Source organism: Bradyrhizobium sp. CSS354, from assembly GCF_029051725.1.
Classification (GTDB): domain Bacteria; phylum Pseudomonadota; class Alphaproteobacteria; order Rhizobiales; family Xanthobacteraceae; genus Bradyrhizobium.
In genome coordinates, this window is sequence record NZ_JAACFU010000008.1 from 236,072 (window position 1) to 254,386 (window position 18,315).

Below are 18,315 nucleotides of genomic sequence, written 5' to 3' on the forward strand. Positions count from 1 at the left end.
ACCAGACCCAACCCCAAAGCCGGTCTGGAGATTCCCCAAGTTCAAGCCGCTTGTAGACAATTTCACCGACGCCGCAAACGGCCGAGCGCGCCGTAATTTCATTTTCATTCCAAGACGTTGCCCAAGAGCAACGCCCGGCAACGCCACAAAAAAGCCCCTATCAGGATGAGGCCATCCGGAGGATGTCGTTATAGGTGGCAAACACCATCAACATCAGCACCAAGCCGAGCCCGATTCGGAACCCCATCTCCTGAGTTCGCTCGGACAGGGGTCGCCCCCGCGCCACCTCCGCCGCATAGAACATAAGGTGACCGCCATCGAGCAGCGGGATCGGGAACAGATTCAACAGGCCGATCGACACCGACAGCACCGCGCAGAGGTTGATCACGAACTGGAACCCGGCGCTGGCGGCCTGCCCCGACATTTTGGCAATGCCAAGCACGCCGCTGACTTCGTTCGGATTGCCGTTCCCGACGAACAACGAGCCCAGGAACTTGAAGGTGCTGGTGATGATGAACCAGACCTGTTCAACCCCGATCTTGAGCGCTTCGCCGACGCCGACCGGCGACGTCGAGGCCTCGCCGGCCTGAGACTTGTGCTCGATGCCGAGCACGCCGAGACGGTGGCTATTGCCGAAGGGATCCTTGCGCTCGAGCAGCGCCGGCGTCGCGGTCAGCGACACGATGGTGCCGTCCCTCTTGACCTGGAAGGCAAGCGGCGAACCGGCATTCATCGCAACCATGCGTTGCATGTCGGCAAAGCTCTCGATCGGCTTGCCGTCGATCTGGACGACGACGTCGCCAATCTTGAAGCCGGCCGCCGCCGCAGCGCCGTCGGCGACCACACCGTCGACGCGCGCGATCGTGCTCGGCTTGCCGTAATACAGTGCCATGCCGGCGAAGATCAGCGCGCCGAGGATGAAATTGGCGATCGGTCCGGCGGCAACAATCGCGGCGCGCGGGCCGACCTTCTTGTGATGAAAGCTGCCGGCGCGCTCCTCGGCCGTCATGGCCGCAAGCTTCTCGGACGACGGCGTCGAAGCCTCGCTCTCGTCGCCGAAGAACTTGACGTAGCCGCCAAGCGGGATCGCCGAGATCTTCCAGCGGGTGCCATGGCGGTCGTTGAAGCCGACCAGCTCAGGTCCGAAACCGAGCGAAAAAGTTAATACGCGAACGCCCGCCCAGCGCGCGACCAGAAAATGGCCGAGCTCATGGAAGAACACGACGATGGTCAGGACGAACAGGAAGGGAACCGCGTAGCCGAGGAGCCCATGGCTCAACGTATTGAAACTATGGACAAAAAAGTCGATCATCGAATTCCCTCATCCAGCGCCGCAAGGCCCTGGCCCCGAACCATCTAGGATGCCTTTAAGGCAATTTGAGGCAATAGGGCGGCAGCCCTATTTCGCGCAACATGGTCAACGGCGATTGCATCGTCCGCTGACGTCAGCGGGGCTTGGTTCCCGCTGCGGATCCAGTCGTCCAGCGTCGCCTCCACCAGCCGGGCAATCGCCCCGAACCGGATCTTGCCGGCGATGAAGGCGGCGACCGCGACCTCGTTGGCGGCGTTGTAGACCGTGGTCGCCCCCTTCCCGGTCCGGAGCGAATCGAAGGCGAGGCGCAGCCCGGGGAAGCGCTCGAAATCCGGCGCCTCGAAGGTCAACTGGCCAATCTTGGCCAGATCGAGCTTGGCGGCCGGCCCCTTGATGCGGTCGGGCCAGCCGAGGCAATGCGCGATCGGCGTGCGCATGTCGGGTGAGCCGAGCTGGGCCACGACCGAGCGATCGGAGAACTCGACCATGCCGTGGATGATCGACTGCGGATGTACGAGGACGTCGATCTCGTCCGGACTCAGAGCGAACAGATAGGAAGCCTCGATCACCTCAAGCCCCTTGTTCATCATCGAGGCGGAATCGATCGTGATCTTCTGGCCCATGCTCCAGTTCGGATGCTTCAAGGCTTGCGCGAGTGTCGCCTGCTCGATGTCGGCAGGCTTCCAGGTCCGGAACGGGCCGCCGGAGGCCGTGATGATGACACGGACGAGCTCGTCGCGATTGCCAGAGCCAAGCGCCTGAAACAGCGCATTGTGCTCGGAATCCGCAGGCAGGATGCAGGCGCCCGCTTTCGCCGCGCGCTGCATGAAGAAATCGCCGGCGCAGACGAGACATTCCTTGTTGGCGAGCGCGACATGCGCGCCGCGATCGACCGCCGCCAGTGCCGGCTTCAGCCCGGCCGCGCCACTCACGGCGGCCATCACCCACTCGGCCGGACGCGCGCCAGCCTCGATCACCGCGCTTTCGCCGGCGCCGCATTCAGTGGCGGTGCCCGCGAGCGCAGCCTTGAGCTCGGCAAACTTGGAGGTGTCGGCGATCGCGACGTAGCGCGCGGAAAACTCTTTCGCGAGCTTTGCCAGCGCCTCGACATTGCTGTTCGCCGTCAATGCCTCGACACGGTAGCGCTCCGGAGTGGCGCGCAGCAGATCCATCGTGCTGTCGCCGATCGAGCCGGTGGCGCCGAGAACCGTGACGCTGCGGACGGTCGACGCCGCAGCCTTGTTGTTACGCAATGGAACCGCGCTCATATGTTCACCAAACCATAAGACCGCTTCCGGCGCTATGCACACCATGGCGGAGGAAGCCGATAATCCATGCCACCAGGATGGCAGCGACAAAACCGTCCAGACGGTCCAATAGCCCGCCGTGGCCGGGAATTAAGTGACTGGAATCCTTGACATCGAAGCGCCGCTTGACCGCGGATTCGAACAGATCGCCGCAGGCCGACACGACCGAGAGGACCGCGGCGACGAGCAGCAATGGAGCCAACTTTCCGATCCCGCAAGCGGCAAAGCCGGCCGCGACCAAAAGGCTCGCGGCAAAGCCGCCGAGCGCTCCTGCCCAGGTCTTCTTCGGGCTGACGCGCGGCCACAGCTTCGGTCCGCCAATGCCGCGGCCAGCGAAATAGCCGCCGATATCGGTCGCCCATACCACGAGCAGCACGAACATCAGCGCGGCGAAGCCGTTCACGAGATCCTTCCGCAGCAGGATCGAGGCGAGTAGCGCCGCCGATGCATAGGCGAATCCGGAGGCCGCCCAGACGAACTTGCTCCGCGCGATCACCGTCACGACCGCGCCACCAATGAGGCCGGTGATGATTGCGGTCTTCAGCGCGCCAAAGGCAACGCACAAGCCCATCGTGGCGATGACGATCGTCCCCGCCCCGGTCAACGCGGTCGAGCCTGCGCCCACCACCATCAGCCATTCCGCGAACAGTCCGATCGACACCAGGGTGACGAGCAGCGCCCAGAGCCAGCCGCCGGCATAAGCGAGCGCAATGGCGAGCGGCGCCAGCACCAACGCTGCGAGAATTCGCATCACGAGATTGCTCGGGGCAGGCTGAGAGCCGGCCGGTGCGGAGTCGGGTTCGCTCACGAGGCGGTTTTCGCGACCAGGCCGCCGAAACGGCGCTCGCGCCTGGCGAATTCGGCGATTGCGCCTTCCAGCGCCGCCTTGTCGAAATCGGGCCAGTGAATCGGCACGAAGACAAGCTCGCTATAGGCGGCCTGCCACATCAGGAAGTTGGACAGACGCTGCTCGCCACTGGTGCGGATGATGAGATCGGGATCGGGAATGTCGGGCGCGTCGAGATGAGCGCCCAGTGTCTCGGCGTCGATCGTATCAGGATTGCGCCGGCCCTCGGCGACTTCGCGCGCGAGCTTCTGCGCCGCCTTCGCGATCTCCTGCCGCGAGCCGTAATTGAAGGCGACGACGAGCGTGAGCCGCGTGTTATCGCGCGTCAGTTCCTCCGCCTCGTTGAGAAGTGCGCAGATGTCGCCCTCAAGTCCGTCCCGCTCGCCGATGATGCGCACCCTGACGCCGTCGCGATGCAGGCTCGCCAGATCATTGCGGATGAAGCGGCGCAACAGGCCAAAGAGATCGCCGATCTCGCTCGCCGGGCGTGACCAGTTTTCCGAACTGAAGGAGAAGATGGTGAGATAGCGGATGCCAAGCTCATGCGACGCGCGAACCACGCGGCGCAGGGCCTCCACGCCGCGGCGATGGCCTTCCGCCCGTGGCAAGCCGCGCGCGGCCGCCCAACGCCCGTTGCCATCCATGATGATGGCGACATGCGCAGGCGCATCGGACCGATCGGGTCCTTCCGTTGCGGGCGCGGCGGCGTTGGACATGAGGCTGCCTTAAAGCATGATCCGGAAGAATGCGAAGCGGTTTTCCGAAAAGATCATGCGCGAACAATAACCTAAAGCGCGATCCGGCGCGCTTTAGACGGTGAGGATTTCTTTTTCCTTGGCGGCCAGCAACTGGTCGATCTCGGAGATCGTGCCGTCGGTCGCCTTCTGCACCTCGTCGGCATGGCGCTTCTGATCGTCCTCGGACATCTCGTGATTCTTCTCGAGCTTCTTGAGAACGTCGAGACCGTCGCGGCGAACATGGCGCGCGGCGACCTTGGCGGCTTCCGCGTATTTGTGCGCGACCTTGACGAGCTCCTTGCGACGCTCCTCGTTGAGCTCGGGGATGCGCAGGCGCAGCACCTGGCCTTCAGTCGCCGGCGACAGGCCGAGATTGGAATCGACGATCGCCTTCTCCACTGCCTTGACCATCGACTTGTCCCAGACCTGCACCGAAATCAGGCGCGGCTCCGGCACGCTGACGGTGGCGAGCTGGTTCAGCGGCATGTGGCTGCCATAGGCGTCGACCTGCACCGGATCGAGCATCGAGGCCGAGGCGCGACCGGTGCGCAGCCCGCCAAGTTCGTGCTTGAGCGACTGGATCGCCCCCTGCATGCGGCGCTTCACTTCGTTGAGATCGAAATTATCCGTGGCCATCACGTTTCTCCTTCAAAATCCCGGCGACCTCTCCGCACCCTTCCTAAAGGGCGCAACGACAAGCCGTCAGCCGGCGACAATGGTTCCGTGGCCGCCGCCACGCAGTACAGCGCCGATCGAACCCGGCTCCGCAATCGAGAACACGATGATAGGCAGCGACGTCTCGCGGGCAAGCGCGAAGGCGGTCGCATCCATCACCTTGTAGCCGCCCTCGATCGCCTGCGAATGCGTCAAACGGTCGAATCGCGTCGCCGTCGGGTCCTTCTTCGGGTCGGCCGAATAGACGCCGTCGACATTGGTCGCCTTCAGCACCGCCTGAGCGCCGATCTCGGCGGCACGCAGCACCGCGGTCGTGTCGGTGGTGAAGAACGGATTACCGGTTCCGCCGCCCAGCAGCACGATCCGGCCCTCGGCGAGGTATTTGTGCGCCGCGGTGCGGGTGAACAGCTCGGAAATCTCGGGCATGACGAAGGCCGACAGCGTGCGCGCAGGCGTGCCCTTGCGCTCGATCGTGGCTTCGAGCGCGAGGCAGTTCATCATCGTAGCGAGCATGCCCATGGTGTCGCCGGTCGGGCGCGACACGCCGCGCGAGGAGACCTCGACACCGCGAAAGAGATTGCCGCCGCCGATCACGACGGCCACTTCGGTGCCGAGATGGCGGGCTGCGATCAGATCGTCGGCGACCCGGTCGATGGTCGGTTGATCGATGCCAAAACCCTGCGGTCCCGCGAGATATTCGCCGGACAGCTTGATCACGACGCGACGATAGACCGGATCAGTCATGAGCACTTTCCTTGTCCGGGCGCCGCTTCCGGCGGCACGCCGGAAGGAACGTTCCGGCGCTTACTTCTTGCCGCTGGCCGCCGCGACCTCGGCCGCGAAGTCGCTTTCCTGCTTCTCGATTCCCTCACCGAGAGCATAGCGCACAAAGCCCGCGATCTTCACCGCGCCGCCGACCTTGCCTTCGGCTTCCTTCACCGCCTGCGCCACCGACTTGCCGGTGTCGTGGATGAAGGCCTGCTCGAGCAGGCAGACTTCCTTGTAATAGGTCTTCAGGCCGGACTCGACGATCTTCTCGATCACGTTCTCGGGCTTGCCCTGCTGGCGATATTTGTCGGCGAGCACGTCCTTCTCGCGCTTGACGACCGCCGGATCGAGACCGGACGGATCGAGCGCCAGCGGGTTGGCGGCCGCGACATGCATCGCAATCTGGCGGCCAAGCGTTGCGAGCTCGTCGGCCTTGCCCGGCGATTCCAGCGCCACGATCACGCCCATCTTGCCGGCGCCCTCGACGACCGCGCCGTGGACGTAGCTCGACACCACGCCCTGGCTGACTTCGAGCGAAGCTGCGCGCCGCAGCGTCATGTTCTCGCCGATGGTGGCAATCGCGTCATTGATCGCGGTTTCGATCGTGACGTCGCCGACCTTGGCGGCCTTGATCTTCTCGACATCGGCGCCGACGTTGAATGCGACCTGGGCGATCATCTTGACGAGACCCTGAAACTGGCCGTTGCGCGCGACGAAGTCGGTCTCGGAATTGACCTCGACCACGACGCCCTTGTTGCCCTTGGTGAGCGCGCCGATCAGACCCTCGGCGGCGACGCGGCCCGACTTTTTGGCAGCCTTCGACAGGCCCTTCTTGCGCAGCCAATCCTGCGCCGCTTCCAGGTTGCCGTCATTTTCGGTCAGCGCGGCCTTGCAGTCCATCATGCCTGCGCCGGTCGACTCGCGCAGGTCCTTGACCATCGCAGCTGTGATCGTTGCCATCGTTCAAAATCCTTTTTGCCTGCCGGTTTACCGCGGCGCGGCCAGATCGCCTCGCCGCGGTCCATCTCAGGAATTCGCGTCAACTGAAATGGTGGCCGGAGCTTGTCCGGCCAACCCATCGCTCTTTTTGACTATTCCGCTTCCGCGGTCAGCGCCTTGGCCTTGGCCACCCAGGCGTCCGCGCGGCTCGGCAAGCCGACTTCTTCGCCGATCTTGTGCGCGGTGTCGTGATCGAGCTCGGCCAGCTGCCAGAAGTGGAAGATGCCGAGGTCGTTGAACTTCTTCTCGATCGCGCCCGATACGCCCGGGAGCTTTTTGAGGTCGTCGGAGGTGCCGCGCGGACCGGCGAGGCCCTGGAAGCCGCTCGTGGCGGCGGGCAGCTCTTCTGCGACCGGCCGAACCGAAGCGCCGACGTCGATGCCGGAATCACCCTGGGCGCGCGAAATGCCGTCAATCGCTGCGCGCGCGATCAGATCGCAATAGAGCGCGATCGCGCGGCCGGCGTCGTCATTTCCCGGCACCACATAGGTGATGCCCTTCGGATCCGAATTGGTGTCGACGATCGCGGCGACCGGGATGTTGAGCCGCTGGGCTTCCTGGATCGCGATGTCTTCCTTGTTGGTGTCGATCACGAAGATCAGGTCGGGCAGACCGCCCATGTCCTTGATGCCGCCGAGCGAGCGGTCGAGCTTGTCGCGCTCGCGCTGAAGCGTCAGGCGCTCCTTCTTGGTGTAGGAGGAGGCATCGCCGCCGGCGAGCACGTCGTCGAGATGGCGCAGGCGCTTGATCGAGCCCGAGATCGTCTTCCAGTTGGTCAGCGTGCCGCCGAGCCAGCGCGAATTGACGAAGTACTGAGCGCAGCGCTTGGCCGCGTCGGCAACGCCGTCCTGCGCCTGGCGCTTGGTGCCGACGAACAGGATGCGGCCGCCCTTGGCGACGGTGTCGCTGACCGCCTGCAAGGCGTTGTGCAGCAACGGCACGGTCTGCGCGAGGTCGACGATGTGGATGTTGTTGCGAGCGCCGAAAATGAACGGCGCCATTTTCGGATTCCAGCGGTGAGACTGGTGACCAAAGTGCACGCCGGCTTCGAGGAGCTGACGCATAGTGAAATCGGGTAGTGCCATCGTTCTAATTCTCCGGTTGGTTCCTCCGGAAGCGTGTGAGCAGAACAGAGCGTTGTCGCCCCGGCTGCCACCGGACGGCCTTGTGAGCCATGCTTCCGTGTGAGATCGCGCGGTGTATAGCGCGATTTCGGCCAGAAGCAAGGAAATAAGGGCCTTTCGGGGGCGGCTTTCGCCCGCGAGAGGCCCCCTTCCCTAAAGACCGCGCGGCGGCCTAGCCCCTGCCTAGCATCTGGGCTGGTTCGGCGGGCACTTCTTTGCCGCCGGCGGCGGAGCCGCGGGACGCGGCGGAGGTGCTGGCGGCGGTGCTGCCGGCCGCGGCGGCGGCGGTGGCGCGACGGCCATCCGGGGCGGCGGAGGTGGCGCCGGCCGGGCGACCGGCGGCGGCGGCGCGGGTCGCGCCATTGGCGGCGGCGCCGGCCGAGCGACCGCTACGGGCGGAGCCACCCGCGCCGGTGGCGGCGGCGCAATACGCGGCGGAGGCGGAGGCGTCGGCCGCGCCACGGCCTGAGGCCGCGGTGGTGGTGCCGACGGCCGGGCAGCCTGGGCGGGAGCAGCGCTCGGCTGATGCTGCGGCCTGATCGGCTCCCGCGCCGCCGAGGGCGGCGGCGTGACCGGTCGTCCAATTGCGCCAGGAGGCGTGCGGGCAGCCGCCGGCGAACCAGCGGGCTCGCGGGTCGCGGACTTGCCATGGTCCCCAGGCCCGGTCCCGGGCGGGGCCTGTGCCACCGGCGGCTTCGGCAGTTGGCCGGGCACAGCGGCTGAGTTTGTCGGCGTGGCCGCAGTCGCCGGCGCGGCGGCGGTCGGCGCACCGGGATGAGCCGCCGGCGGAGCGCCGGGAGTAGCAGTCGTCGGCACCCCCGCAGGCGCTCCCGGACGGGTCGGCGGCGGTGCGCCGGGTGCGGTGGCCGTCGGCTGCCCGGGTCTGCCGCCCGGCAATGGCCCGGCTCCCGCTGGCGGTGCAGGTGGGCCGCCATGGGTGCCGGGAACCGGCAGCGTGTTGGCTTGGGGCAGCTTGGCCGGTGGGGTGGCAAGTGGAGTGGCAGATGGACTGGCAGGCGGAGTGAGAGGTGGCGTACCGGTCGGCGCGACATTGGCCGGCCGCGCCGGAGGCGTTCCTGGCCTCGCCGTCGGCTGCATCGTCGCGCTCGGGGGCATCGGCGCCTTTCCCTGCTGGATCAGGGTGGCGCGCTGCACGGCCGCCTGCGGCATGGCTGGACCAGCCGGATTGGTGCGCCCGGCAATGGCCGGCGTGAGATTGCCTGGTCCGGCACCCGCCCCCACCGGCGGTGCCGGCGGCTGGTTGATCACCGTGTTGATGACCGTCCTGTTATGGATGTTCTGATAGATGATATTGTTCGGCGGCGGTGCGACATAGACCGGCGGCCTGACGAACACAGGGATCGGCACGAACATCGGCTGCGGCAGCACGAACAGGCCGATCACCGGCATCGGCGGCGACAGCACAACGAAATCCGGCGGCGGCGGCGGCAGATAGTAGACCGGCGGCGGTGGTGGCGGCGCGAAGCCAAAATCCGGATCGCTGAAATACAGCACGGGACGGTCGACATAGACCACCTCCTCCGGCGGCGGTGGCGGCACGTCGTAGTCGATCATCGCAAAGCTCGGCGGCGGCTCGGGCGGCGCGGTGAGGATCGCCAGGCGCCGGCGCGCATCCGCCGCATGCGGACCACGCGGATACCGACGCAGATACGACCAATAGGCTTCCGGCGTGTCGGTGCGATAGGTCCGCCGCCAGGTGATGGCCTCGCGGCGCGCCGCGACGATCACCATCACCCGCTTCGACAGCGGGTCGCCCGGATAGGCGGTGAGAAACTCTTCGTAGGCAGGTAGCGTGTCGCGCGTGAGCGCGGCGGCATAGGCATCCTGCACGCCGAGATCGCGGATCGGCTTGTTGCGGATCGCGGCGACCTGGTCGGGTGCGGCCTCCGGCGGCGGCGCGTCGGGCCCGCGCTCGAAGAACGAGAATGGCGCCGATATCTTCTGCTCGTTCCAGGGCACCTGCGCGCCCTTGCTGGCCTCGTTGACGCGCAGGCGAACGCGGTCGAACACCTCAGGCAGCGGCAAGCCGCCGGTGCGGATCATCTCCGCCAGCGATTGCGCATAGATGCCGTAAGGTCCGGGCTCCTCGGGCGCCACCGTGCCGGGCGCGGCGTTGAACGCAATCAGCATGTTGGCGTCGGGCTCGACCAGCGCAAGTCCGCCCGCGATCTGCTGGCCGCCCTCCACGAAGGGCTGCGCCCGCGCTGCGTCGAGCACGACGATATTGGCCTTGAGCGGAACGGAGGCGAGCTGGCGGAGATAGTCGCCGATGCGCAGGCCTTCGGTCGGAATGTCGGTGTCGCGGGTGATGTTGGAATCGACCGGGATGAAGTAGTTCTCACCGGCGAGTTGCACGCCATAGCCGGCGAGATAGACCATCGCGACGGTGCCCGGTCCGGAGGCCTGCGCCTTCTGGATGAAATCGCGAAAGCTCTTGCGCAGCGTGTCGCCGTCGAGATCGCGGGCGCCGACGACGTCGAAGCCCGCCGCCTGCAGCGTCTGCGCGATCAGGCCGGCATCGTTTGCCGTCGTCGCCAGCGGCGACTTGGCATAGGCGCCGTTGCCGACCACGAGTGCGATACGCTTTTCCTGCTGCTGCGCACGCGCCGGATCCGGTACGCCGGCGGCTAGGACCGCGATCGGCAGGAGAAGGCAAATGAAGGCTCTGAGCGTCCCACGCATGGCTTGCTTGCCCGTTTTTGTTGTTGAGGTGCCGCCGCGCATCAGACGCGCCGCCAGCTGAATGGCACTTGAACGAAAGGCTTCCAAATAACGAAGGCTTGGATTGAGGCGGCGGCATGGCGCCCGCGCGCCCGCGTCAGCCTCGCGACAACGAACCGGCGCGAGCCGGTCCATCTCGTCAGATCTGCGCGATCAGGTCGACCGTTCCCGTCGTGAGCCGATAGATGCCGCCGACGACCTTCAGCTTGCCCTGCTCGACGGCCGCATTGAGGATCGGCGCGGCCGACTTAAGCTTCGCGACATTGTCGATGACGTTCTGCCGGATCGCCTTGTCGAGGAGGTCCCCACCCTGCTGCATCGCAGCCTTCGCTGCGGGCGCGATCGCATCGACCAGCGAGGGAATATGGCCCGGTGGCGGCTTGTTGTCCTTGATCGCCTTCAGCGTCGCATCGACCGCGCCGCAACTGTCATGGCCCAGCACCAGAATCAGCGGCGCGTTGAGCACGGCCACCGCGTATTCCATGCTGGCGATGGTCTCCGTGCCGGCGAAATTTCCTGCGACGCGGCAGACGAACAGATCGCCACGGCCGGTGTCGAAGGCATATTCCGGCGCGATGCGCGAATCGGCACAGCTCAGCACGGCCGCGAACGGATTCTGTCCGCCGGCCAACGCCTCGCGCTCGTGCTTGAAATCGTGCCGCCGCGACACGCCGTCGACATACCGCGCATTGCCTTCCGTCAGGCGCTTCAACGATGCGTCGGGCGACAGCACGTTCTGCGGCTTGGGCGGCGTTTTCGTCTCCTTGGCGAAAGCATTGCCGGCGAAGGCAAGGCCGAACGCGGCGGCGCCAAACAGCATTGCGGACCGCCGCGACGGCACGGTATCTCGCTGCAGAGCTTCAGAGCATTTGTCGCACATGTCGCGTTTCCTCCCGGCGAGGTGGACGATGGCATCGCCGCGATCATAGCCGCAATGACGTGACGAAACCACAACATCCGCCGGGAGCACGCCCGACCTTCAGCGCCGGCCCCTCGATCAGAGCTGCTGCACGTCCACGACGCCCGCGACCGCCTTGATGGCGCCGGCGATCTGCGGCGAGACCTTGAAGCGGCCGGGCAGCTTCATCTCGACCTCGGTCTCGAGGTCAAGCATCATGACCAGCGAGACCTCGCCGTCGCCGTTGGAGCGCGGCGCGGTGCCGGGACTGCCGACCTTCGGCACGGCGCCGTTCGAAGCGGCCATGTCGGGGCCGGCGAGACGCTTGGCGATCGATTCCAGCGGCTTGGTGTCGCGCACGAAGATGCGCAGGCCCTTCTGCGTCTTGGCCGCGGCCTCGTCCAGCGGCTCGGCGTGGAGCACGCGCGCGCGGACGTCCTCGCCCTGGAGCTCGGCGCCGAGCTGGAGCAGCACCGCGGCGCCCGGCTCCAGCACGTCGCGATATTGCGCGAGGCCTTCGGAGAACAGCACCGCCTCGAAGTGACCCGTGGGATCAGAGAGCCCCATGATGCCCATCTTGTTGCCGGTCTTGGTCCGCCGCTCCATGCGCGACACCACGGTGGCGGCGACCTTGCCTGCGGTGGCGCCGGTCTTCACCGCGCGCGAGAACTCGGCCCAGGACTGCACGCGCAGCCGCTTCAGCACGGTGGCGTAATCGTCGAGCGGATGTCCCGACAGGAAGAAGCCGATCGCGTCATATTCGCGGCGCAGCCGCTCGGCCGGCAACCAGGGCTCGATCTGCGGCAGCATGATGGTCGGCGCGTCCGCCGAGCTGCCGAACATGTCGTTCTGGCCGATGGTCGCAGCTTCGTTCGCCCGCTGGCATGCCGCGAGAATCGAATCTGCGCCGGCGAAGACCCGCGCCCTGTTCGGCTCCAGGGTGTCGAAGGCGCCCGCGGCGGCCAGGCTTTCGATGATGCGCTTGTTGATCGCGCGCGGCGACACCCGCGCGGCGAAGTCGGCGAGCGAGGTGAACAAGCCGTTTTTGGTCCGCTCCGCGATGATCTGCTCGACGGCCGCGATGCCGACGCCCTTCAGCGCCGCGAGCGCGTAGTAGATGGTCTTGTCGCCGACCTCGAAAGTCGCGCCGGAGCGGTTGACGTTGGGCGGCTCGACCTTGATGCCGAGGCGCTGCGCCTCGGCGCGGAATTCGGACAGCTTGTCGGTATTGTTAAGATCGAGCGTCATCGACGCCGCGATGAACTCCACCGGGTAATGCGCCTTCATGTAGGCGGTGTGGTAGGACACCAGCGCATAGGCCGCCGCGTGGCTTTTGTTGAAGCCGTAGTCGGCGAATTTTGCCAGCAGCTCGAAGATCGTGTCGGCCTGCCCCTTCGGCACGCCATTTTTCACCGCACCGGCGACGAAGATCTCGCGCTGCTTCTCCATCTCGGCGCGGATCTTCTTGCCCATGGCGCGGCGCAGCAGGTCGGCGTCGCCGAGCGAATAGCCCGACATCACCTGCGCGATCTGCATCACCTGTTCCTGGTAGATGATGACGCCGAAGGTCTCCTTGAGAATCGGCTCCAGCACGGGGTGGAGATATTCCGGCTCCTCGTCGCCGTGCTTGCGCGCGCAATAGGTCGGGATGTTCGCCATCGGACCCGGTCGATAGAGCGCGACCAGCGCGATGATGTCCTCGAAACGGTCGGGGCGCATGTCGACCAGCGCGCGCCGCATGCCCTGGCTTTCAACCTGGAACACGCCGACCACCTCGCCGCGCGCCAGCATCTGGTAGCTTTCGGCATCGTCGATCGGCAGTGTCGCGAGATCGACATGGATGTCGCGCGGCTTGAGCAGTTTGCACGCGACGTCGAGCACGGTCAGCGTCTTCAGGCCGAGGAAGTCGAACTTCACCAGGCCCGCCGGCTCGACCCATTTCATGTTGAACTGGGTCACCGGCATATCGGATTTGGGATCGCGATACATCGGCACGAGTTCGCTCAGCGGGCGATCGCCGATCACGATGCCGGCCGCGTGCGTCGAGGCGTGGCGGGTCAGGCCTTCGAGGCGCTGGGCGATGTCGAAGGCGCGCGCCACCACCGGGTCCTCGTCGCGGAACGCCTGGAGCTTCGGCTCGCTCTCGATCGCGGCCGCCAGCGTCACCGGCGCGGCCGGATTCTGCGGCACGAGTTTTGTAAGCTTGTCGACCTGGCCGTAGGGCATCTGCAGCACGCGGCCGACGTCGCGGAGCACGCCGCGCGCCTGCAGCGTACCGAAGGTGATGATCTGCGCCACCTGGTCGCGACCGTAGCGCTCCTGGACGTACTTGATCACCTCGCCGCGGCGGTCCTGGCAGAAGTCGATGTCGAAATCCGGCATCGAGACGCGTTCCGGATTGAGGAAGCGCTCGAACAGCAGGCCGAACTTGATCGGGTCGAGGTCGGTGATAGTGAGCGCCCACGCAACCAGCGAGCCTGCGCCGGAGCCGCGGCCCGGCCCGACCGGAATGCCCTGCCCCTTCGCCCATTTGATGAAGTCGGAGACGATCAGGAAGTAGCCCGCGTACTTCATGCGCATGATGACGTCGAGCTCGAACGCAAGGCGCGCGCTGTAATCTTCTTCCGTCGTGCCTTGCGACAGGCCGTGCACGCGCAGGCGGTTGGCGAGCCCCTCCTCCGCCTGCCGCTTCAATTCGGCCGCCTCGACCGAGGCGGCATCGGAGCTTGCGGCAGCGCCGACCGTGAAGAACGGCAGGATCGGCTTGCGCGTCATCGGCCGGAACGAGCAGCGCTCGGCGATCTCCACCGTCGAGGCCAGCGCCTCCGGAATGTCGGCGAACAGCACCGCCATCTCGGCGCGGGTCTTGAAACGGTGATCGGGCGTGAGCTGCTCGCGCTCGGTCTCCGCGATCAGCCGCCCGCCGGCGATGCAGAGCAGCGCGTCATGGGCTTCGTAATCGTCGGTCGCCGCGAAATACGGCTCGTTGGTCGCAACTAGCGGCAGGCCCTTGGTGTAGGCGATGTCGATCAGGTGGCTTTCGACCCGCCGCTCCTTCTCGGTGTTGTGGCGCTGCAATTCGATGTAGAGGCGGTCCCCGAACAGGCTCGCCAGACGCTCGCAGCGCGCCGCCGCGAGCTCGGTATAACCGCCGGCAAGCGCCAGCGAGATCGGCCCGTCCGGACCGCCCGTCAGCGCGATCAGGCCTTCGGTCTCGCCTTCGAGCCAGTCGAACTTGATGTGGGGAGCATGAGTGTCGGGCGTCTCCAGGAACGCGCGCGAGTTCAGCCGCATCAGGCTGCGGTAGCCGCGCTCCTGCGCGGCCAGCAGCACCACGCGCGAAGGCAGAAGCGCATTGCGCGCATTGGGATCCTGGTCGCCGAACTCGATCGCGATCTCGCAGCCGACGATCGGCTGGATACCGGAGACCGCCATCTTGTCGGAGAACTCCAGCGCACCGAACATGTTGTCGGTGTCGGTCAGCGCCAGCGCCGGCTGATGATCTTTCTTCGCAAGCTCGGCGAGCTTGGCGATCTTGATCGAGCCCTTGAGCAGCGAGTAGGCCGAGTGAACGTGAAGGTGGACAAATCCGGCGCTCGGCATGGTCGCGTGACGGCCTCTTGCAGATGAGATGGAGCGGTCACCGGCACCGGAGGCATCCTGCACTCGCCCGGCCGACTCGCCTCACAATGGTGGGGCGTCACGCTGCCAGAGTCCACGCCGGAACGGCCGATCGGCCGCGTCGTCCTGCTTTTCCCCAACCTGGGCCCGCGCCTAGAGCTGCGGGAGTACCTGGGCCCAGATCGCGATCATCCCGACAAACAGCGCGATCGACGCCAACGCGGCGGCTTCTTCGACGAAAATCCTGAACATGGCTTGCTCCATGGTGAGAACGTATGAAGAACATTGTTCTCATTTCGTTCTCAGGAGTCAAGCTATCTCGACCATCTCCGAATAGAATGGTTAACCCGCTGAATTTGAACAACAAAAAAGCCCCGGCCGATGGCCGGGGCTTTCGCCGACCGCTCGAAGTCGAGCGATCGATATCAGGCTTCTACTCAGTACCGACCGAGGCTCGGGCCGCCGAACTTGTAGTTCAGGCGGACGAGACCCATGTCGACGTCCTGACGGATGCGGTCGGTCGAGGGCACCAGCGCGAAGGTGACGTCCTTGTCCTGCAGGAAGATGTGGTTGTACTCGACGCCAACCGACCAGTTCGGGGCGAAACCGTACTCGAGGCCGGCACCGATCGTGCCACCCCAACGGGTCTGATCGTTCGAGGACAGCAGTGCGCCGCCCAAGGTCGAGACTTCATACTTGGTGCCGGCGACAGCCGCACCGCCCTTGGCGTAAACGAGGACGTTATTCCAAGCGTAGCCGATCTGACCGGTGATCAGACCGAACGAGTCGATCTTGGAGCGGTTGCGGGTCGCGAACAGCGCGCTGACGTTGTCGCCCGAGAAGTCGGCCCAGTTGCCCTGACCTTCGATGCCGAACACCCACTGGCCCGACTGCATGCGATAGCCGATCTGGCCACCGACCGTGCCGCCCGTCGCATCGTGCGAACCCTCGCGGCCACCGCCGACGAGATCCCAGGTCGAATGGGCGGAACCGCCGCCGCCGTTGATACCGATGTAGAAGCCGCTCCAGTCGTAGATCGCGGCAACCATCGCCGGCGCCTTGGTGTAAGGCCGCGCAGCGAGGTCAGCAGCCACCGCCGGTGCAGCCGCGCCGAGCGCGACAAGGCTCACAGCAGCAAGCAACAGATTCTTGTTCATTTGATTCCCGTTCCAGTTTCGTCGTTAGGCCCCCGGGCCGTGGCGTCGTCATACCAGCGCTCGACGGAATTGCTGTAACCTCGACGCCACAGTTCGCGCCAAAGGATCGCGCTTCATTAATGAAGATTTACCAACGCGCGCAGGAAACCCTTTGAAACAAGTGTTTTCATGAGTTCCATTGTGGACTACACGACATCTGCGGCACGCGCGCGTGACAACGTCGCGCGCACGTTCGCGTGATTGGAGAATTGAATGCGCAGACGAATTGCTCTCCCCATTGTCGCCATATTTTCGCTCGCCCTCGCCACATTTGGGATCACGCTCGGCGCAAGCGTGCCCGCGCGCGCGTTCGGGACCCACCATGCCTTCTGCCTCACCGGCGATGAATGGCCGGGGCTCAGCAATTGTACGTTCGACACTTACGCGCAGTGCCAGGCGAGTTCGTCGGGCCGCGCCCTCACCTGTATTGCGAACCCCTATTTCGCAGGCCAGAGCGACGATCCCTATGCGTATCAGAACAGGCCGCGCGCGCAGGTGCCGGGTTATTCACCCGGTTACTACGTGCCGCGCTGAGATGCGCCGCGCTCGCCCGATTGCAGCGGACGAGCAACCAAGAAGCACGGTGTTCGCGGCGTGGCTCACAAATTCGGGACGCTGATATGCGGCCTGCCCTGCGTTGAGCTTGCAGCGTTGACGCCGACCGATCCGGGTTTAACTACGACAGAGAAATCTTGCAGGGGTGGCGACGTTCGCTGGGCTGATTCCCGTTAACGCCACCATTGCAGGACATATGACGATATCGAAGCAAGCGACATCGCAGCAAGCGACCTCGCCCCGCGCGACCGCGGCATCCACGCCCCCTCATCTCGCCATCGTCCTGTTCTCGCTCGCGATGGGCGGCTTTGCGATCGGAACCACCGAATTCGCATCGATGAGCCTGTTGCCGTTTTTCGCCGCCGACCTCGGGGTCGACGAGCCTACCGCGGGACACGCGATCAGCGCCTACGCGCTCGGCGTCGTGCTGGGCGCGCCGCTGATCGCCGTGCTCGGCGCACGGTTGGCGCGGCGCGCGCAGCTCTTGGTTCTGATGGCCGTGTTCGCGGCCGGCAATGCCCTCACCGCGCTGGCGCCGGGCTTTGGCTCGATGATCGCGGCGCGTTTTCTCTCGGGATTGCCGCATGGCGCCTATTTCGGCATCGCCGCGCTGGTCGCAGCCTCGCTGGTCCCTCAACATCGTCGCTCGCAGGCGATCGGCCAGGTGATGCTGGGCCTGACCGGCGCCACCATCGTCGGTGTGCCCCTGGCCAACCTGATTGGGCAGGCGATCGGCTGGCGCGCGAGCTTCGGCCTCGTGTCGGTGCTGGCGTTGCTCACGGTGCTGCTGTGCGCCTTGTTCGCGCCGCGCGACAAGGCTGGCCGGTCCGATCCGCTGCGAGAGCTCGGCGCGCTGCGAAGCGGCCGCGTCTGGATCACGCTGGCGATCGGCGCCATCGGCTTCGGCGGCATGTTCGCCGTCTACACTTATCTGGCGACGACGCTGATCGAGGTGACCAAGGTCAGCCCCGCGCTCATACCGCTTTTTCTGGCCGTGTTCGGCATCGGCGCGACGCTCGGCAATCTGTTTGTGCCGCGCTTTGCCGACCGCGCGCTGATGCCGACGGCGGGAGCCATCCTGCTGTTCTCAGCGGTCGCGCTGCTGGTGTTTCCGCTTGCCGCCGGCAATCCCTGGGCGCTGGCGGCAGACGTCTTCGCCATCGGCGCCGGCGTCTCGCTCGGAGCCATCCTCCAGACGCGGCTGATGGACGTCGCGGGAGATGCGCAGGCGCTCGCCGCCGCACTCAACCATTCGGCGTTCAATACCGCCAATGCGCTCGGTCCGTTTCTCGGCGGCCTCGCCATTCGCGAGGGGCTGGGCTGGACCTCCACCGGTCCCGTCGGCGCCGCGCTGGCGGTTCTGGGTTTCCTGATCTGGATTGTCGCCTATCGTGACTCCAAATCTGCCCCGGTCGATATCAGCTCAGGAAGCAACGCAGCCCCACCGAAGAATCCTCCGGCGAGACGTGCACCGCCACTGGCGCCGGATGATCGAAGCCGTTTGGATGCTGCCCGAGATCCGGTGGCTTGAGGA

14 protein-coding genes are annotated in these 18,315 nt (G+C 65.8%); 2 read left to right on the forward strand and 12 right to left on the reverse strand.

Annotated features, from left to right (window positions below):
* Window positions 1–160: 160 nt before the first annotated feature.
* The 12 genes from rseP to GWG67_RS21465 form a co-directional block, all read right to left on the reverse strand.
* A complete protein-coding gene (gene rseP, locus GWG67_RS21410; protein ID WP_275171269.1) occupies window positions 161–1,312 on the reverse strand; it encodes an RIP metalloprotease RseP in 1,152 nt (383 codons plus the stop codon).
* A 44-nt stretch (window positions 1,313–1,356) separates the two neighbouring features.
* Window positions 1,357–2,580, reverse strand: coding sequence for a 1-deoxy-D-xylulose-5-phosphate reductoisomerase (dxr, locus tag GWG67_RS21415; RefSeq protein ID WP_275171270.1), 1,224 nt, complete (start codon window positions 2,578–2,580; stop codon window positions 1,357–1,359).
* 4 nt (window positions 2,581–2,584) lie between these two features.
* Window positions 2,585–3,427 carry a phosphatidate cytidylyltransferase gene (locus GWG67_RS21420; protein ID WP_275171271.1) on the reverse strand — a complete coding sequence of 281 codons (843 nt, stop codon included), beginning with the start codon at window positions 3,425–3,427 and terminating at the stop codon, window positions 2,585–2,587.
* Window positions 3,424–4,182, reverse strand: coding sequence for an isoprenyl transferase (locus GWG67_RS21425; RefSeq protein ID WP_275171272.1), 759 nt, complete (start codon window positions 4,180–4,182; stop codon window positions 3,424–3,426). The genes GWG67_RS21420 and GWG67_RS21425 overlap by 4 nt, the downstream gene beginning before the upstream one ends.
* Before the next feature lie 93 nt (window positions 4,183–4,275).
* Window positions 4,276–4,839, reverse strand: a complete 564-nt coding sequence (gene frr, locus GWG67_RS21430) for a ribosome recycling factor (protein WP_007603628.1) — start codon at window positions 4,837–4,839, stop codon at window positions 4,276–4,278.
* A gap of 66 nt (window positions 4,840–4,905) precedes the next feature.
* Entirely contained in the window at window positions 4,906–5,622 is a 717-nt protein-coding gene (gene pyrH, locus GWG67_RS21435; RefSeq protein WP_018455040.1) for a UMP kinase, read from the reverse strand.
* 60 nt (window positions 5,623–5,682) lie between these two features.
* Complete coding sequence (gene tsf, locus GWG67_RS21440; RefSeq protein WP_275171273.1) at window positions 5,683–6,606, reverse strand: translation elongation factor Ts; 924 nt, start codon at window positions 6,604–6,606, stop codon at window positions 5,683–5,685.
* 131 nt (window positions 6,607–6,737) lie between these two features.
* A complete protein-coding gene (locus tag GWG67_RS21445) occupies window positions 6,738–7,730 on the reverse strand; it encodes a 30S ribosomal protein S2 (protein ID WP_007610895.1) in 993 nt (330 codons plus the stop codon).
* A 222-nt stretch (window positions 7,731–7,952) separates the two neighbouring features.
* Complete coding sequence (locus tag GWG67_RS21450; protein ID WP_275171274.1) at window positions 7,953–10,472, reverse strand: caspase family protein; 2,520 nt, start codon at window positions 10,470–10,472, stop codon at window positions 7,953–7,955.
* Window positions 10,473–10,650: 178 nt separating this feature from the next.
* A complete protein-coding gene (locus tag GWG67_RS21455) occupies window positions 10,651–11,391 on the reverse strand; it encodes a carbonic anhydrase (RefSeq protein WP_275171275.1) in 741 nt (246 codons plus the stop codon).
* A 117-nt stretch (window positions 11,392–11,508) separates the two neighbouring features.
* The gene (gene dnaE, locus GWG67_RS21460) at window positions 11,509–15,012 is read right to left on the reverse strand and encodes a DNA polymerase III subunit alpha (protein ID WP_275171276.1); all 3,504 of its coding nucleotides are present in this window, start codon (window positions 15,010–15,012) and stop codon (window positions 11,509–11,511) included.
* Window positions 15,013–15,467: 455 nt separating this feature from the next.
* Window positions 15,468–16,187: an outer membrane protein gene (locus GWG67_RS21465; RefSeq protein WP_275171277.1), complete on the reverse strand. Its 720-nt coding sequence runs from the start codon at window positions 16,185–16,187 to the stop codon at window positions 15,468–15,470.
* A 252-nt stretch (window positions 16,188–16,439) separates the two neighbouring features.
* On the opposite strand from GWG67_RS21465, the gene GWG67_RS21470 reads away from it, so the two are divergent.
* Together GWG67_RS21470 and GWG67_RS21475 are read left to right on the forward strand one after the other, a co-directional pair.
* Window positions 16,440–16,760, forward strand: coding sequence for a DUF3551 domain-containing protein (locus tag GWG67_RS21470; RefSeq protein ID WP_275171278.1), 321 nt, complete (start codon window positions 16,440–16,442; stop codon window positions 16,758–16,760).
* Between the two features lie 217 nt (window positions 16,761–16,977).
* Window positions 16,978–18,312: an MFS transporter gene (locus GWG67_RS21475; protein ID WP_275171279.1), complete on the forward strand. Its 1,335-nt coding sequence runs from the start codon at window positions 16,978–16,980 to the stop codon at window positions 18,310–18,312.
* Window positions 18,313–18,315: the final 3 nt, after the last annotated feature.

Coding starts and splice junctions, on each gene's coding strand:
- dnaE (WP_275171276.1), bottom strand. CDS start 15,012: ATGCCGAGCGCCGGATTTGTCCACCTTCACGTTCACTCGGCCTACTCG.
- GWG67_RS21450 (WP_275171274.1), bottom strand. CDS start 10,472: ATGCGTGGGACGCTCAGAGCCTTCATTTGCCTTCTCCTGCCGATCGCG.
- dxr (WP_275171270.1), bottom strand. CDS start 2,580: ATGAGCGCGGTTCCATTGCGTAACAACAAGGCTGCGGCGTCGACCGTC.
- GWG67_RS21465 (WP_275171277.1), bottom strand. CDS start 16,187: ATGAACAAGAATCTGTTGCTTGCTGCTGTGAGCCTTGTCGCGCTCGGC.
- tsf (WP_275171273.1), bottom strand. CDS start 6,606: ATGGCAACGATCACAGCTGCGATGGTCAAGGACCTGCGCGAGTCGACC.
- rseP (WP_275171269.1), bottom strand. CDS start 1,312: ATGATCGACTTTTTTGTCCATAGTTTCAATACGTTGAGCCATGGGCTC.
- GWG67_RS21455 (WP_275171275.1), bottom strand. CDS start 11,391: ATGTGCGACAAATGCTCTGAAGCTCTGCAGCGAGATACCGTGCCGTCG.
- frr (WP_007603628.1), bottom strand. CDS start 4,839: ATGGCCACGGATAATTTCGATCTCAACGAAGTGAAGCGCCGCATGCAG.
- pyrH (WP_018455040.1), bottom strand. CDS start 5,622: ATGACTGATCCGGTCTATCGTCGCGTCGTGATCAAGCTGTCCGGCGAA.
- GWG67_RS21470 (WP_275171278.1), top strand. CDS start 16,440: ATGCGCAGACGAATTGCTCTCCCCATTGTCGCCATATTTTCGCTCGCC.
- GWG67_RS21475 (WP_275171279.1), top strand. CDS start 16,978: ATGACGATATCGAAGCAAGCGACATCGCAGCAAGCGACCTCGCCCCGC.
- GWG67_RS21445 (WP_007610895.1), bottom strand. CDS start 7,730: ATGGCACTACCCGATTTCACTATGCGTCAGCTCCTCGAAGCCGGCGTG.
- GWG67_RS21425 (WP_275171272.1), bottom strand. CDS start 4,182: ATGTCCAACGCCGCCGCGCCCGCAACGGAAGGACCCGATCGGTCCGAT.